General features: G+C 61.9%; 11 protein-coding genes. 6 read left to right on the top strand and 5 right to left on the bottom strand.

The annotated features are described in order from the left end of the window. Position 1 precedes the first annotated feature (1 nt). The 5 genes from J5M66_RS12385 to J5M66_RS12365 are packed head-to-tail and all read right to left on the bottom strand — an operon-like array spanning position 2 to position 4462. The gene (locus J5M66_RS12385) at positions 2-994 is read right to left on the bottom strand and encodes a VWA domain-containing protein (protein ID WP_016774616.1); all 993 of its coding nucleotides are present in this window, start codon (positions 992-994) and stop codon (positions 2-4) included. Further along, positions 981-1580 carry a DUF4381 domain-containing protein gene (locus J5M66_RS12380; protein ID WP_207809170.1) on the bottom strand — a complete coding sequence of 200 codons (600 nt, stop codon included), beginning with the start codon at positions 1578-1580 and terminating at the stop codon, positions 981-983. Before J5M66_RS12380 ends, J5M66_RS12385 begins: the two co-directional genes overlap by 14 nt. Next, positions 1577-2512 carry a DUF58 domain-containing protein gene (locus J5M66_RS12375; RefSeq protein WP_125916188.1) on the bottom strand — a complete coding sequence of 312 codons (936 nt, stop codon included), beginning with the start codon at positions 2510-2512 and terminating at the stop codon, positions 1577-1579. Before J5M66_RS12375 ends, J5M66_RS12380 begins: the two co-directional genes overlap by 4 nt. Further along, positions 2509-3489, bottom strand: a complete 981-nt coding sequence (locus J5M66_RS12370; protein ID WP_207809167.1) for a MoxR family ATPase — start codon at positions 3487-3489, stop codon at positions 2509-2511. The genes J5M66_RS12375 and J5M66_RS12370 overlap by 4 nt, the downstream gene beginning before the upstream one ends. 22 nt (positions 3490-3511) lie before the next feature. Beyond that, positions 3512-4462, bottom strand: a complete 951-nt coding sequence (locus J5M66_RS12365; protein WP_207809164.1) for a transporter — start codon at positions 4460-4462, stop codon at positions 3512-3514. A 512-nt stretch (positions 4463-4974) separates the two neighbouring features. On the opposite strand from J5M66_RS12365, the gene tpx reads away from it, so the two are divergent. The 6 genes from tpx (at position 4975) to J5M66_RS12335 (ending at position 17112) form a co-directional block, all read left to right on the top strand. After that, complete coding sequence (gene tpx / locus J5M66_RS12360) at positions 4975-5475, top strand: thiol peroxidase (RefSeq protein ID WP_016774621.1); 501 nt, start codon at positions 4975-4977, stop codon at positions 5473-5475. Between the two features lie 174 nt (positions 5476-5649). Further along, positions 5650-6954: an MdtA/MuxA family multidrug efflux RND transporter periplasmic adaptor subunit gene (locus J5M66_RS12355; protein ID WP_207809162.1), complete on the top strand. Its 1305-nt coding sequence runs from the start codon at positions 5650-5652 to the stop codon at positions 6952-6954. After that, positions 6951-10043: an MdtB/MuxB family multidrug efflux RND transporter permease subunit gene (locus J5M66_RS12350; RefSeq protein ID WP_123442554.1), complete on the top strand. Its 3093-nt coding sequence runs from the start codon at positions 6951-6953 to the stop codon at positions 10041-10043. The genes J5M66_RS12355 and J5M66_RS12350 overlap by 4 nt, the downstream gene beginning before the upstream one ends. A 112-nt stretch (positions 10044-10155) precedes the next feature. Then, complete coding sequence (locus J5M66_RS12345; RefSeq protein WP_071172349.1) at positions 10156-13263, top strand: efflux RND transporter permease subunit; 3108 nt, start codon at positions 10156-10158, stop codon at positions 13261-13263. Next, on the top strand, positions 13260-14732 hold the full coding sequence (locus tag J5M66_RS12340) for an efflux transporter outer membrane subunit (protein WP_207809160.1): 1473 nt from the start codon (positions 13260-13262) through the stop codon (positions 14730-14732). The genes J5M66_RS12345 and J5M66_RS12340 overlap by 4 nt, the downstream gene beginning before the upstream one ends. 298 nt (positions 14733-15030) lie before the next feature. Then, positions 15031-17112 carry an EAL domain-containing protein gene (locus tag J5M66_RS12335; RefSeq protein ID WP_024012869.1) on the top strand — a complete coding sequence of 694 codons (2082 nt, stop codon included), beginning with the start codon at positions 15031-15033 and terminating at the stop codon, positions 17110-17112. The last annotated feature ends 67 nt before the right edge of the window (positions 17113-17179 follow it).

Below are 17179 nucleotides of genomic sequence, written 5' to 3'. Positions count from 1 at the left end.
TTCAGGCCTCCTGCCGCTGCCGCGCAACCGTCAGGTTCGGGCGTAAAAGGGCGCCGAGCTGATACAGCGCCAACAGCAGCAATGCTGCGCCCAGCGGCCAGTAGAACAATTCCCGTTGCGGCTGATGGCTGAGGGTTTTTACCTGATGCGGAGTGAGCTGGTCGAGGGTGGTGTAGACCTGATCCAGTGCCGCGCGATCTTCGGCGCGGAAGAAGCGGCCGCCGGTGGTATTGGCGATCTGTTCGAGGCCTTGCAGATTGACCTTCGCTTCGCCGGAAGCGTCGGGGTCGCCGATGCCGATGGTATGAATGACCACGCCTTTGTTGGCAGCCATTTCAGCGGCGTGATCCGGGGTGATCGCGCTGCTGGTGTCGTTGCCGTCAGTGAGCAGAATCAGGACTTTTTCCTGCTCATGGGCCTTGTCGAGCAATTTCAGGCTGAGCCCGATCGCATCGCCGATCGCTGTGTTGGGGCCGGCCATGCCGATCCCGGTATCGGCCAGCAACAACGACAGGCTGGCGTGATCGAGGGTTAGCGGGGCCTGTGGATAGGCACCGCTGCCAAATACGATAAGGCCGATGCGGTCGTCCTTGCGTTTGTCGATGAAGCCTTGCACCACGCCTTTGACCGCCGCCAGGCGATTGATTTTTTCGCCTTGGGCGTTAGTGAAATCCTCGGTTTCCATCGACTGCGAAAGGTCGATGGCGAGCATCAGGTCGCGCACCGGTTGCTGGCGTTCGATCGGCTTTTCGACGTACACCGGACGTGACACGGCCAGCAGAATCAGCGCCCACACCAGCACATTGAGCAGCAGTTGCCAGCGATTGCGTCGACTGCCCGCGGTGCCTGGCGCTTCGCCGACCGCGCGGCTCATCGCGCCGAAAAACGGTACGCGCACGGCACTGCGGGCTTCGTTGTAGGCGGGCAGAAAGCGGTAAGCCAGCCAGGGCAGCGGCAGCAGGAGTAACAACCAGGGGTAATCAAGCTGCCACATGGTGATGCTCCACCCAGTATTGGCAGCTGTCGAAGAGCATTTGCCGTTGCGCTGCGGGGAGGGCGCGCAATACGGGGTCCGGCGCGTAGGCGAGTTGGGCCAGTTGCGTGCTGAAGTCGGCGGGCATTCTGTTTTTGCAATGCCGTTGTAGAAATTCCTGCCAGTCATCTCTGCCGAGCGCCGCCGGCCCTTGTGGCGGCGAGCCTGCTGGCGAAAGCGCTGTGTCATTGGATCGAGGTATTGCATGCGCTGACGTGTTCGCGAGCACGCTCGCTCCCACAGGGAATGCATTCCAGCGCCGCGATTGAGTGGGCATGGACAGGGCTACGCGTTTGAGCAGCTCAGGTAATTCGCGCAGGGCATTGAGGTCGTCACTGCGGCCGCGCAACTGTGCCAGTCGGGCAAGGGCTTCACGGCGATAGCGGTCGCGGCGCCATTGCCAGTATCTGCGCAGGCCGATCAACAGCGCGGCGAGCACCAGCACCGCCAGCAACAGCCACCAGCCCCAGGTTTGCGGCGCATAGCTGACGGGCGCGGGCAGGGCCAGCTCCTTGAGCTGATCGATGCTGGGGATGTTCGGGTTCATCGCGCGCCCCCTGCGCTTTTGCCGAGTTCGGCGCGCAGTTGCCCATGGGCCTCCTCGGCGGTGCTGATCATCATCAGCGGCACCTGACTGCGGCGCAGCAGGGTGGCGACGTCCTTGAGCCGCCCGCTGAGAAAATCCCCCAGCGGCTGCTGCACGTTACGTTTCTCGATCGCCAGTTCGACCTGCAACTCGCCCTGGGTGACCAGCAGTCGACCGTTGTTCGGCAGTTTCAGCGCCAGCGGATCATAGACCTGCAAGGCAATCACATCGTTGTGCGCCGACAGCTGCCGCATCAATTGCAAGGTGCGTTCACCGGCGCCGGCAAAGTCGCTGACGATGCAGATCAAGTGGTCGTGCCCGGCCACACCGAGGCAGCGCTGCAAGGCTTTGTCCAGTTGGTCCTCATCTTCGGCGTCGGGATTACCGGCGTTCAGCGCGCGGTTTTGCTGCACTACGCGGCTGAGCAGCGCTTCGACACGCTTGCGACTGCGCAACGGCGCGATGCTGTCGATACGCTGGTCGTTGAAGACCAGACCGCCAACCCGATCCCCGGCATGAAAAACCATCCACGCCGCCAGCGCGGCGAGTTCGGCGGCGACTGCCGATTTGAAGCTGCGCTGCGAGCCGAAGAACATCGACATGCGCTGGTCGACCACGATCAGGGCCGGGCGGTCGCGTTCTTCTGTGAAAGTGCGCACCACCGGTTTGCCGGTGCGCAACGAAGCGCGCCAGTCGAGGTGGCGCAGGTCATCGCCCGGTTGATAGCGGCGCAACTCGTCGAAATTCAGCCCGCGTCCGCGCAGCCGCGAGGCGTGGTTGCCGGCGAGGATGCTGCCCTGCGGCTGCCGGGCAAGAAAGCTCAGGTCACGGGCCTTGAACTCCAGCGCCATCAATTGCGCGAGAGAGACGTAGACCAAGCCTTCGTCGTTCATGCGGGAATCGCCACTTTGTCGAGAATCCGGTCAAGCACCTGATCGGCGCTGACACCATCGGCAACCGCGTCGTAACTCAGCTGCAAACGATGGCGCAACACCGGATGGACCACGGCGCGGACGTTGTCCGGCGAAACGAAATCCTGCCCCTGCAGCCACGCATCGGCCCGGGCGCAGCGGTCCAGGCCAATGCCGCCACGGGGACTGGCACCAATGGCGATCCAGCGTGCGAGGTCTTCGTCGTATTCGGCGGGGTGCCGGGTGGCGTTGATCAGGTCGATCAGGTACGTGTCGATGGCCGGTGAAACGTGCACCGCGCTGACTTCCTTGCGCGCAGCAAAAATCACCTCTTGCGGCAAGGTGAAATTCTTCACCGGCGTGGTGCTCGCACCTTGGGCAAACTCTTCGTTACGCAGCAGGCGCAGCACCTGGCTTTCGTTTTCGGCGCTGGGGTAATCGAGCAGCACCTTCATCAGAAAACGGTCCATCTGCGCTTCCGGCAGTGGGTAGGTGCCTTCCTGCTCGATCGGGTTCTGCGTCGCCACCACGATGAACAGCTCCGGTAGCGCATGGCTGTTGCCGGCCACCGTGATCTGGCGCTCCTCCATGGCTTCGAGCAGCGCCGCCTGGACCTTGGCCGGGGCGCGGTTGATTTCGTCGGCGAGGATCAGATTGCCGAACAGCGGGCCGGGCTGGAATCGGATCTCGTTTTTGCCCTCGACCTGGTGCAGCACCTCGGCGCCAGTGATGTCCGAGGGCAACAGGTCGGGGGTGAACTGGATTCGGCTCATCTTGGCATCAAGGTGTTTGGCCAGTGCCTTGACCGTGCGTGTCTTGGCCAGCCCGGGCAGGCTCTCCAGGAGCAAATGACCATTGGCCAACAGCCCGAGCAGAATCTGCCGGATGACTTGATCCTGGCCGAGCACCGCTTCGGCAATGCTGGCTTGCAGGGCGTTGAGGTCGGTGAGCGCTGTCATGGGCAGTCCTTTGTGTCCGGGTCTAGAAAAACGCCAGGGTCAGATTGACGCTGAAGCCGTTGCCTTCGGGGCGGTTTTTGGTGTCGAACTCCGGCACCCAGCGCGCGCTGATATTGGCCTGGGCATCGGCGAACTTTCCGGCCCAGCCAACCACCGGGCCGGCGCCGACCGAACGGCCGCGATAGCCATTGAAGACATCGGCGGTCTGGCCTTTGTCGTCGGTCAGTTGCTGCACGTAGCCGGCGGCAAGTCCGGCGTTCCAGCCATTGCCCAAGCCGTGGGTCCAGAGGGCGTCGAGGGTGAAGATGTTGCCGTTGCGATAGTCGGTAGCGTCGTTCTCGGTGTAGAACTCCAGCCCGCTGGACAAGGTGAACTCGCCGCCCTTGCCGTCGAGGTGGGTAAAGGCCACGGTTGGCATGAACGTGTAATTGTTCTGTCCGGGATTGGCCAGGCGATCCTTGTTATAGGCGCCGGTCGGCACGTAGATCGGTAGCGACAGCGAGAGATGATTGAGTTCGTCGAAGTGATAACCAGCGGCGAGCGGGGTGATCAGCGCATCGGCAAACTGCGTGCCGGAATCGCTGTCACCCAAAGTGCGCCCGCGCGGGCCGGTGATGCTCGCCTTGATGTCGGTGTATTGCACCGGCAGGCCCATTGCCGAAGCGAAATTCCAGCGGCCCTTGCCGGTGTTCCAGACATGGGTGAAGTTGGCCATGGTGTAGGAGACTTTCATGTCGATCCCGCCACTGATCGCGCCGGAAATCGGTGCGCCGTCGCTGCCCTTGAGCGAGCCGTCGTACCAGATGCTGGTCAACGACATTACCCAGCCCGGCTCCGGCGGCACGATGCCAGCATTGGCGAACACTTGCTGGCCCGTGATCGGCCGGCCGACGCCACCTTCCGCGGCGAACAGCGATGGACTGACGCCCAGGCACAGCAAGACGAGGAGACGCCCGCTCCGTGGCTTGAGCATGGTAAACGCCGCGCCACCCGGCCCCGGCAGAAATCCTCTATTCCCGGCTCGACTGCAGATCATTCCCGATTCCATGGTGTTTTTCCGGACAACTGAGCACTGTCGCGCCGCTACTGCGTTATCCCTTTGCTTATCAAGCCTGTAGGACACGTCCTTCTGAAACTAGCAGCTAATCGGGGGTTAGCCAGTCGAAGGAATTAATTCGTTGGTGCGGGCGGCGGGGTGCACACATCACACCTCTAATGGTCGGAGCCGGGCTGAATCGAAGGTGGTTGGGGCGGCACTGCAAACTCTGTGGAAGCGAGCCTGCTCGCGAAAGCGGTAGTCCAGTTGACACACGTTTCTGATATCGATACCTGATTTCGCGAGCAGGCTCGCTCCCATAGGACTTGTATACAATCTCGCCGTGGAGCGCCCAACAATTTCCAACGGGGCATAGGTCGTCAGCCGATTTCGTGGTTAACTTCCGCCTCTTGCATGCTTTCCAATCAAAAAACAGAAGGACTCAAGTCATGGCTCAAGTCACCCTCAAAGGCAATCCGGTTCAAGTCAACGGCCAGTTGCCACAAGCCGGTTCCAAGGCGCCAGCCTTTTCCCTGGTAGCCGGCAATCTGTCCGACGTCACCCTGAAAGACTTCGCCGGCAAGCGCAAAGTCCTGAACATTTTCCCAAGCGTCGACACCCCGACCTGCGCCACCTCCGTGCGCAAGTTCAACGCCCAGGCCAACGACATCAGCAACACCGTGGTGCTGTGCATCTCCGCTGACCTGCCGTTCGCCCAGGCGCGCTTCTGCGGCGCCGAAGGTCTGGAAAACGTACAGAACCTGTCGACCCTGCGCGGCAGCGAGTTCATCGAAAACTACGGCGTGGCCATCGCTGACGGTCCACTGAAAGGCCTGACCGCTCGCGCCGTTGTGGTGCTGGACGAAAACGACACCGTCCTGCACAGCGAACTGGTCAAGGAAATCGCCGAAGAGCCTAACTACGAAGCGGCACTGTCCGTTCTCAAGTAAGGCTTTTACAATTGTTAACGGCCTGGCCCTGTCCAGGCCGTTTTCATTTGTGTATCAGGGTTTTGCCTCACACCTTGAAACGTAAGTGGAAGGTAAATTGCCGGTAAAGCTGCTTTGCTTAAATCCACTCAGTGCTTATCGTTCAGCCTCCCGTAATAGAAGCCCACGCGCCCAATGGTCAATAACTCCATGCAATCGTCCCCCCGCAAATCCCGTCGCTGGCTGATCAGCCTGCTGGTCCTGTTGGTCATCGCTGTCCTGTGCTGGAAATTCTGGCCCACCGGCTCTGCTGACAAGGCGGGCGGCGACAAAGCGGCCGCCGGCCATACCGGGCGCTCGGGAATGATGCGGCCGGGCTTCGGCGGCGGTACCGGGCCGATTCCGGTGCGTGTGGCGCCGGCGGTGAAGGGCGACTTCCCGCTGTATTACAAGGCACTGGGCACGGTCACCGCGCTCAATACCATCAACGTGCGCAGCCGGGTGGGCGGCGAACTGGTGAAGATTCATTTCGAAGAAGGGCAGATGGTCAAGGCGGGCGACCTGCTGGCCGAGATCGATCCGCGTCCTTACCAGAACGCTTTGCTTCAGGCCGAAGGCACACTGCTGCAGAATCAGGCGCAACTGAAAAACGCCCAGGTCGACGTCGAGCGTTATCGTGGGCTGTATAAAGAAGACAGCATCGCCAAACAGACCCTCGACACCGCCGAAGCGCTGGTGGGGCAGTATATGGGCACGGTCAAGACCAATCAGGCAGCGGTCAACGACGCCAAGCTCAATCTCGAATTCACCAAGATCCGCGCGCCGATTGCCGGTCGCGTCGGTCTGCGTCAGGTCGACGTCGGCAACCTCGTCGCCGCCAACGACACCACGTTCCTCGCGGTGATCACCCAGACGCAACCGATCAGCGTGGCCTTCACCTTGCCGGAAAACAGTCTCGACACCGTGCTCGCCCGTTACCGCAGCGGCGCCAAACTGCCTGCCGAAGCCTGGGATCGCGGCGACACCAAGCTGCAAGCCACTGGCGTGCTGCAAAGCCTCGACAACCAGATCGACGTGGCCACCGGCACCCTCAAGTTCAAGGCCCGCTACGACAATCGCGACCAGTCGCTGTTTCCCAACCAGTTCGTCAACGTCCATTTGCTGGCCGACACGCTCAAAGGTGTAGTGCTGGCGCCGTCGGCAGCGATCCAGTTCGGTACCAATGGCACCTTCGTCTATGCGCTGGACGGCGACAGGAAAGTCACCATTCGCCAACTGAAAATCGGTGCCAGCGACGGTGACAACACCGTGGTCACCGAAGGCCTCGCCGCTGGCGATCGCGTTGTGCTTGAAGGCACCGATCGCCTGAAGGAGGGCAGCGAAGTCGAAGTGGTCAATGACAGCAGCGAAGTGCCGACCTCGCCGACCGAACACCTGCAAGGCAAATCTGCCGCCAATCCCGATGCGACCACCGCTGACAAGGCCAAGAAGGGCGCATGAACATTTCGCGGCTGTTCATCCTCCGTCCGGTAGCCACCACCCTGAGCATGCTGGCCATTGTCCTGGCCGGCCTGATCGCTTATCGCCTGCTGCCGGTTTCGGCCTTACCGCAGGTCGATTACCCGACCATCCGCGTCATGACCCTGTACCCCGGCGCCAGTCCGGACGTAATGACCAGCGCCGTCACCGCGCCGCTTGAACGCCAGTTCGGGCAGATGCCGGGCCTGACGCAAATGGCCTCGACCAGCTCCGGCGGCGCTTCGGTGCTGACCCTGCGTTTCAGCCTCGACATCAACATGGACGTCGCCGAGCAGCAGGTGCAAGCCGCGATCAACGCCGCGACCAACCTGCTGCCGACCGACCTGCCGGCACCGCCGGTGTACAACAAGGTCAATCCGGCGGACACCCCGGTGCTGACCCTGGCCATCACTTCGAAAACCATGCTGCTGCCCAAGCTCAATGACTTGGTCGATACGCGCATGGCGCAGAAGATCGCCCAGATCAGCGGCGTCGGCATGGTCAGCATTGCCGGCGGCCAGCGTCAGGCGGTACGAATCAAGGTCAACCCCGAAGCGCTGGCGGCCAACAGCCTCAACCTGTCGGACGTGCGCACGCTGATCGGCGCCTCCAACGTCAACCAGCCGAAAGGCAACTTCGATGGCCCGACCCGGGTGTCGATGCTCGATGCCAACGACCAACTGACCTCGCCCGAGGACTACGCCAATCTGATCCTGACCTACAAGAACGGCGCGCCGTTGCGGCTCAAGGACGTCGCGGAAATCGTCGATGGCGCCGAGAACGAGCGTCTGGCCGCGTGGGCCAACCAGAATCAGGCGGTGCTGCTGAACATCCAGCGTCAGCCGGGCGCCAACGTCATCGAAGTGGTCGACCGCATCAAGGCCTTGCTGCCAAGCATCACCGACAACCTGCCGGCCGGCCTCGACGTCACGGTGCTCACAGACCGCACCCAGACCATCCGTGCCTCGGTCACCGACGTGCAACACGAACTGCTGATCGCTATCGCGCTGGTGGTCATGGTCACGTTCCTGTTTCTGCGCCGCGCCAGTGCGACGATCATTCCCTCGGTTGCCGTGCCGCTGTCGCTGATCGGCACCTTTGGCGTGATGTACCTCGCCGGTTTCTCCGTGAACAACCTGACGTTGATGGCGCTGACCATTGCCACCGGCTTCGTGGTCGACGACGCCATCGTCATGCTCGAGAACATTTCGCGCTTCATCGAAGAGGGTGACAGCCCGATGCAGGCCGCGCTCAAGGGCGCGAAACAGATCGGCTTCACCCTGATTTCCCTGACCCTGTCGCTGATCGCCGTCCTGATTCCGCTGCTGTTCATGGCCGACGTGGTAGGGCGCCTGTTCCGCGAGTTCGCCATCACCCTGGCGGTCGCAATCCTGATTTCCCTGGTGGTGTCGCTGACCCTGACGCCGATGATGTGCGCGCGCCTGCTCAAGCGTGAACCGCAGGAGCACGAGCAAGGCCGTTTCTACCGCGCCAGCGGTGCGTTCATCGACTGGATGATCAACGAATACGGGCGGATGCTGCGCTGGGTGCTCAAGCATCAGCCGCTGACCTTGCTGGTCGCCATCGGCACACTGGCGTTGACCGTGTTCCTGTACGTGATCGTGCCGAAGGGTTTCTTTCCGGTGCAGGACACCGGGGTGATTCAGGGAATTTCCGAAGCGCCGCAGTCGATCTCCTTCGCGGCGATGGGCGAACGGCAGCAGCAACTGGCGAAGATCATTCTCGAAGATCCGGCGGTGCAGAGCCTGTCGTCCTACATTGGCGTCGACGGCGACAACGCCACGCTCAACAGCGGCCGCTTGCTGATCAACCTCAAGCCCCATGGCGAGCGCGATCTGACGGCCAGCGAAGTAATTTCGCGCCTGCAACCAAAACTGGACAAACTGGTCGGCATTCGGCTGTTCATGCAGCCGGTGCAGGACCTGACCATCGAGGATCGGGTCAGTCGCACCCAGTATCAGTTCAGCATGTCTTCGCCGGACTCCGAATTGCTCAGCCAGTGGAGCGGCCGTCTGGTCGAAGCCCTGGCGCAGCGTCCGGAGTTGACCGACGTGGCCAGTGATCTGCAGGACAAAGGCTTGCAGGTCTATCTGGTGATCGACCGTGACGCCGCATCGCGCCTTGGCGTGTCGGTGGCGAATATCACCGATGCGCTGTACGACGCGTTCGGCCAGCGGCAGATTTCGACCATTTACACCCAGGCCAGCCAGTACCGCGTGGTGCTGCAAGCCCAGGCCGGGGAGAAGATCGGCCCGCAGGCGCTGGATCAGATTCACGTCAAGACTACCGACGGCGCGCAGGTGCGTTTGTCGAGTCTGGCGCATGTCGAAGAGCGTCAGGCGCAATTGGCGATCACCCACATCGGCCAGTTCCCGGCGGTGATGATGTCGTTCAACCTCGCGCCGGGCGTGGCGTTGGGGCATGCCGTGGACATCATTGAGCAGGTGCAGCAGGACATCGGCATGCCGGTCGGCGTGCAGACTCAGTTCCAGGGCGCGGCGCAAGCGTTCCAGGCTTCGCTGTCGAGTACCTTGCTGCTGATTCTGGCGGCGGTGGTGACCATGTACATCGTGCTGGGCGTGCTTTACGAGAGCTACATCCACCCGATCACTATTCTTTCGACCTTGCCGTCCGCCGCAGTCGGTGCCTTGCTAGCGTTGCTGCTCAGTGGCAACGACCTGGGCATGATCGCGATTATCGGCATCATCCTGCTGATCGGTATCGTCAAGAAGAACGCGATCATGATGATCGACTTCGCCCTCGACGCTGAACGCACCCAGGGCATGGCCCCGGCGGAGGCGATCTATCAAGCGGCGCTGCTGCGCTTCCGGCCGATTCTGATGACCACGCTGGCGGCGTTGTTCGGCGCAGTGCCGCTGATGCTGGCCACGGGGTCTGGCGCGGAACTGCGTCAGCCGTTGGGTCTGGTGATGGTCGGCGGTTTGCTGGTGAGCCAGGTGTTGACGCTGTTCACCACGCCGGTGATTTACCTGGCTTTTGATCGGTTGGGGCGGCGTTGGACCAAGCCTGTCGCGGGAGAGGTGGTGTGAGCGGCGTGGTGAAAGCAGCTGCAAGCTGCAAGCTTCAAGCTGCAAGAAAACAGCAGCCTGCGCGCGCAGGAACAGCTTGTAGCTCGCAGCTTGCAGCTTGGAGCTCGACGCTATGAACCTCTCCGGACCTTTCATCAAACGCCCCGTGGCAACCATGCTGCTCTCGCTGGCCATCATGTTGCTCGGCGGGGTCAGCTTCGGTCTGTTGCCGGTATCGCCGCTGCCGCAGATGGATTTCCCGGTGATCGTCGTCCAGGCCAGTCTGCCGGGCGCCAGTCCCGAGGTTATGGCTTCAACGGTGGCCACGCCGCTGGAGCGTTCGTTCGGTGCGATTGCCGGCGTCAACACCATGAGCAGCCGCTCCAGTCAGGGTTCGACGCGGGTGATTCTGCAATTTGACCTCGACCGCGACATCAACGGCGCGGCGCGGGAAGTGCAGGCGGCGATCAACGCCTCGCGCAATCTGCTGCCGAGCGGGATGCGCAGCATGCCGACCTATAAAAAGGTCAACCCGTCGCAGGCGCCGATCATGGTGCTGTCGCTGACTTCGGATGTGCTGGAAAAAGGCCAGCTCTACGACTTGGCCTCGACCATCCTCTCGCAAAGCCTGTCGCAAGTGCAGGGCGTCGGTGAAGTGCAGATCGGTGGCAGTTCGCTGCCGGCAGTGCGCATCGAGCTCGAACCGCAGGCGCTGAACCAGTACGGCGTGGCCCTCGACGATGTGCGCAAGACCATTGCCGACGCTAACGTACGGCGGCCCAAGGGTTCGGTCGAGGACGGCGAGCGCTTGTGGCAGATCCAGGCCAACGACCAGTTGGAGAAAGCCAAGGATTATGAGTCGCTGATCATTCACTACGCCGACGGCGCCGCATTGCGTCTCAAGGATGTGGCGAAAGTCAGCGATGGCGTCGAAGACCGTTACAACAGCGGTTTCTTCAACGACGACGCGGCGGTATTGCTGGTGATCAACCGTCAGGCCGGCGCCAACATCATCGAGACGGTCAACGAGATCAAGGCGCAGTTGCCCGCGCTGCAAGCGGTGCTGCCGGCCAGCGTCAAACTCAATTTGGCCATGGATCGCTCGCCAGTGATCAAGGCTACGCTGCATGAAGCCGAGATGACCTTGCTGATCGCCGTCGCCCTGGTGGTGCTGGTGGTGTACCTGTTTCTGGGTAACTTCCGCGCCTCGCTGATCCCGACCCTGGCGGTGCCGGTGTCGCTGGTCGGTACTTTCGCGGTGATGTATCTGTACGGGTTCTCGCTGAACAACCTGTCGCTGATGGCGCTGATTCTCGCCACCGGTCTGGTGGTGGACGACGCCATCGTGGTGCTGGAAAACATTTCCCGGCACATCGACGAAGGCGTCAAGCCGATGCAGGCCGCGTACCTCGGGGCCAAGGAAGTCGGCTTTACCCTGCTGTCGATGAACGTCTCGCTGGTGGCGGTGTTCCTGTCGATCCTGTTCATGGGCGGGCTGGTCGAGAGCTTGTTTCGCGAATTTTCCATTACGCTGGCGGCGGCAATCGTGGTGTCGCTGGTGGTGTCCCTGACGCTGACACCGATGCTCTGCGCGCGCTGGCTCAAGCCGCACACGCCGGGCCAGGAAAACCGCCTGCAACGCTGGAGCCACAAGACCAACGACTGGATGGTCGGCAAATACGCCACCAGCCTCGACTGGGTATTGCGTCATCGCCGTCTGACCTTGTTCAGCCTGCTGCTCACCGTTGGCGTCAACATTGCGCTTTATGTGGTGGTGCCGAAAACCTTCCTGCCGCAGCAGGACACCGGCCAGTTGATCGGTTTCGTGCGTGGCGACGACGGTCTGTCCTTCAACGTCATGCAGCCGAAAATGGAAACCTTCCGCCGCGCCGTGCTCAAGGATGAAGCGGTGGAAAGCGTGGCCGGGTTCATCGGCGGCAACAACGGCACCAACAACGCCTTCATGATCGTGCGCCTGAAGCCGATCAAGGAACGCCAGCTGTCGGCGCAGAAAGTCATCGAACGCCTGCGCAAGGAAATGCCCAAGGTGCCCGGGGCGCAGTTGATGCTGATGGCCGACCAGGATCTGCAGTTTGGTGGCGGCCGCGAGCAGACCAGTTCGCAATACACCTACATCCTGCAAAGCGGCGACCTCGCCGAGCTGCGCAAGTGGTTCCCGAAAGTGGTCACCGCGTTGCGTGCCTTGCCCGAGCTGACCGCCATCGACGCCCGCGAAGGTGCCGGGGCGCAACAGGTGACGCTGATTGTCGATCGTGATCAGGCGAAACGCCTGGGGGTCGACATGAACATGGTCACCGCCGTGCTCAACAACGCCTACAGCCAGCGGCAGATTTCGACGATCTACGACAGCCTCAACCAGTATCAGGTGGTGATGGAGGTCAATCCGAAATATGCCCAGGATCCGGTGACACTCAAGCAGGTCGAGGTGATTACCGCTGACGGTGCGCGCGTGCCGCTGTCGACGTTCGCCCATTACGAGAACAGCCTGGAAAACGACCGGGTCAGTCATGAAGGCCAGTTCGCGTCCGAAAGCATTTCCTTTGACATGGCCGAAGGCGTGACCGTAGAGCAGGGCAGTGCTGCCATTGAACGGGCGATCGCCAAGGTCGGCCTGCCGGAGGATGTAATTGCGAAAATGGCCGGCACCGCTGACGCCTTCGCCGCGACGCAGAAGAGCCAGCCGTTCATGATCCTCGGTGCGTTGCTGGCCGTGTACCTGGTGCTCGGTGTGCTGTATGAAAGCTACATCCACCCGCTGACCATTCTTTCGACTTTGCCCTCGGCCGGGGTCGGCGCGTTGCTGTCGATTTATGCACTGGGCGGCGAGTTCAGCCTGATTTCCCTGCTGGGGATATTCCTGCTGATCGGCGTGGTGAAAAAGAACGCCATTCTGATGATCGATCTGGCGCTGCAATTGGAGCGTCATCAGGGCCTGTCGCCGCTGGAGTCGATCCGCAGCGCCTGTCTGCAACGCCTGCGACCGATTCTGATGACCACGCTGGCGGCGATCCTCGGCGCCTTGCCGTTGCTGCTCGGCCGTGCCGAGGGTGCGGAAATGCGCCAGCCGCTGGGACTGACCATCATTGGCGGCCTGGTGTTCAGCCAGGTCCTGACCCTTTACACCACCCCGGTGGTTTACCTATATCTCGACAAGCTGCGCCATCGCTTCAACAAATGGCGTGGCGTGCGCACTGACGCCGCTCTGGAAACTCCGCTATGACTGACCGTTCGCTTCTCCAATTGGCCACCGTTCGCGGCTCGCGCCTGTTGAGCCTGTCACTGTGCGTGGCGCTGCTCAGCGCTTGCGCAGTCGGCCCGGACTACCAGCGCCCGCAAACTGCCGAAATCGCTCAGTTCAAGGAAGCCGAAGGCTGGCGTCAGGCCAATCCCAGCGACTCGCTGGCCCGTGGCGCCTGGTGGGAGTTGTACGGCGACCAACAGCTCAACGCCTTGATCGAAAAACTCAATAGCTCCAACCAGACCGTCGCCCAGTCTGAAGCGCAGTTTCGTCAGGCGCAGGCCTTGGTGCGCAGTGCACGCGGGGCATTTTACCCGAGCGTCGACCTGAGTCTGGGCAAGACCCGCTCGAGTCAGGGCACCGGTAGCAGCAGTTCGAGCCTGAGCAGTTCCTCAAGCGGCATCCGCGACACTTATAACGCGCAGTTGGGCGTCAGTTGGGAAGCCGACGTCTGGGGCAAGCTGCGCCGTGGCCTGGAGGCCGACGAGGCCAACGCCCAGGCGAGCTTTGCCGATCTGGCAGCGATGCGTCTGAGTCAGCAATCGGAACTGGTGCAGAACTACCTGCAACTGCGCGTCATCGATCAGCAGAAGCGTTTGCTCGAGGCCACCGTTGCCGCTTATCAACGCTCGCTGAAAATGACCCAAAACCAGTACCGCGCCGGGGTTTCCGGGCGCGATGCGGTGGCGCAGGCCCAAACCCAGTTGAAAAGCACCCAGGCCGATCTCGTCGACCTGATCTGGCAGCGCGCACAGTTTGAAAACGCTATTGCCGTACTGACCGGCGAAGCACCGGCCAACTTCAGCATCGCCGAAAGCCAGAGCATCCCGAATCTGCCGCAGGTACCGCTGAGCTTGCCCTCACAGCTGCTGGAACGCCGTCCTGACATCGCTTCGGCCGAACGCTCGGTGATTGCCGCCAATGCCAACATCGGCGTGGCGAAAGCCGCGTATTACCCGGACCTGACCCTGAGCCTGAGCGGCGGCTACAGCAGCAGTACCTCGAAAAACCTGATCAGCCTGCCGAACCGTTTCTGGTCGGTCGGCCCGCAGCTTTCTCTGCCGCTGTTCGACGGCGGCATTCGTTCGGCCGAGGTCGACCGCAGCGAAGCCGCCTACGACGAAACCGTCGCCCGCTACCGCCAGACCGTGCTCGACGGTTTCCGCGAAGTGGAAAACTACCTGGTCCAGCTCAAGGTGTATGAAGACGAAGCGGCGGTACGCCAGGAAGCGCTGGATGCCGCCCGCGATTCCCTGCGCCTGACGGAAAACCAGTACAAGGCCGGGCTGATTGCTTATATCGACGTGGTAGTGGTGCAGGCCACGGCGCTGAGTAACGAACGCAGTGTGCTGAATATTCTGCAGAGCCGACTGATCGCCAGCGTACAACTGATCGCCGCACTGGGCGGCGGCTGGGACGGCCAACTGGATGTCAGCGACAACACCCGATGATCATTCCCACGCTCTGCGTGGGAATGATCATCGGACGCTCCGCGTTCAGCTTTGAAAGGGACGCGGAGCGTCCCCGGCTGCATTCCCACGCAGAGCGTGGGAACGATCGTCATCAGCCAGTTCAGCTTAGGTTAAAGCCCACCGCAGAGCCTTGTAGGACGATCGAACAAGCGTTTCATCGGCTTGATGGCAATTTGGTTACTTTGTCAGTGCGTTATTTCGCGCAATCAGTACAATCGCCGCATTTGCCCGACCGAGAATGGAAGCAGTACGGTTTCGGCTTGTCACGAGAACGTCCATGCTCATCGGCAGCTACTCCTTCACCCTGGTTTTCATTTCGTTGTGCGTGGCCATTCTGGCTTCCTACACGGCGCTCGATCTCACCGGGCGCATCGCCACGGCGAAAGGCCGGGCCGTGCATTTCTGGACGGCGGGCGGGGCGTTGGCGATGGGCGTTGGCGTCTGGTCGATGCATTTCATCGGCATGCTCGCCTTCAAATTGCCGATCGACCTGGGCTATGACTTCACCCTGACTGCGCTGTCGCTGCTGATCGCGGTGCTGTCCTGCGGTTTTGCGTTGTGGCTGGTCAGCCAACCGAAACTGCCACTGGCGCAACTGGCCTTCGGTGCGTTGATCATGGGAGCGGGCATCAGCGCCATGCACTACACCGGCATGGCCGCGCTGCGCATGACCCCGGGCATCGATTACGACCCGACATTGTTCAGCGCCTCCCTGCTGATCGCCGTCGGCGCCTCGGCAGCGGCGTTGTGGATTGCCTTTCGCCTGCGCCAGCATTCGCCCTATGTGCGGCTGATTCGTGCTGGCGCCGCGGTGATCATGGGGGTGGCGATTGTCGGCATGCACTACACCGGCATGGCGGCGGCGCAATTTCCTGACGGCAGTTTCTGCGGCGCGACGCTCAATGGCTTGAAGGGCAACGGCCTCGACAGCCTGGTCGTGGTCACCACGCTGGCGGTGCTGTCGATTGCCCTGTTGACCTCGATCCTCGACGCCCGCCTCGAAGCGCGCACCGCTGATCTGGCGCACTCGCTGACGGTGGCCAATCGCGAACTCACCCAATTGGCCTTGCACGATCCGCTGACCAGCCTGCCCAATCGCATGTTGCTCGACGACCGCATCAATCAGGCGATCAGAAAAGTTGAAGAGCAGGGCGGCTGCTTCGCCTTGATGTTCATCGACCTCGACGGTTTCAAACCGGTCAACGACGCATTCGGCCATCACATGGGCGACCAATTGCTGCGTGAGGTCGGCGCGCGTCTGCGTGAAGACTTGCGCAGCCAGGACACCCTGGCGCGGATCGGTGGCGATGAGTTCGTTTTACTGGTGCGCTTGAGCGAGCCCAATGACGCCTTGAGCCTGGCCGCGCGTCAGGTCGGCCTGATCGGTCGCACGTTCCGCGTCGCCGAGCATGACCTGCAGATTTCCGCCAGCGTCGGCATTGCCCTGTATCCGGGCAACGGCGCCAACGCCCAGGAACTGCTGATGAACGCCGACGCCGCGATGTACCACGCCAAGGGCGGTGGCAAGAACGGCTACAGCTTCTTCGATGCGTCGATGAACACCAACGCGCGCAAACAACTGCAACTGTTACAGGACCTGCGCGCGGCCATTGAGCACAACCAGTTCTGCCTGCATTACCAGCCCAAATTCGACGCCGCCAACGGTCGCCCCGTCGGTGCCGAAGCGCTGCTGCGCTGGAAGCATCCGCTGCATGGCATGTTGATGCCGGACAAGTTCATTGATCTGGCGGAGAAAACCGGGTTGATCATTCCGATGGGCGAATGGGTGCTCAACGAAGCCTGCCGGCAGATGCGCGAGTGGTACGTACTCGGTTACACCGACTGGCGCATCGCCGTGAACCTCTCGGCCTTGCAGTTCTGCCATGCCGGGCTGGTGCAAAGCGTGGCCAAGGCGCTGGCGACCCACCACTTGCCGGCCAACAGCCTGACCCTGGAAATCACTGAAACCACAGCTATGAGCGACGCCGATGCGAGCATGACCGTGCTGCAAGAGCTGTCGGACATGGGTGTCGACCTGTCGATCGACGACTTCGGCACCGGTTATTCCAGCCTGATGTACCTCAAGCGTTTGCCGGCCAATGAGCTGAAGATCGACCGCGGTTTCGTCCGCGATCTGGAGCATGACAGCGATGATGCGGCGATCGTCTCGGCGATTGTTGCGCTGGGGCAGGCCCTGGACCTGCGGATTGTCGCCGAGGGTGTCGAGACCGGCGCGCAACAGGATTTCCTCACCAAACTGGGCTGTGACTCGCTGCAGGGCTATCTGCTTGGCCACCCGATGCCGGCGGAGCGCTTCATGCAGGACATCGTGCGCGGGCAACGGCTGGCGGTGGTCTGAGAGACCCTGTGGGAGCGGGCTTGCTCGCGAAGGCGCCCGAATAGGCGCCACATGCAAAACCCGCCAA

Origin of the sequence: Pseudomonas sp. 67(2021), assembly GCF_017491835.1 — a bacterium.
Taxonomy (GTDB): domain Bacteria; phylum Pseudomonadota; class Gammaproteobacteria; order Pseudomonadales; family Pseudomonadaceae; genus Aquipseudomonas; species Aquipseudomonas atacamensis.
The sequence above is the reverse complement of the archived record's forward strand: the minus strand, read 5'-3'. Positions and strand labels throughout refer to the sequence as shown.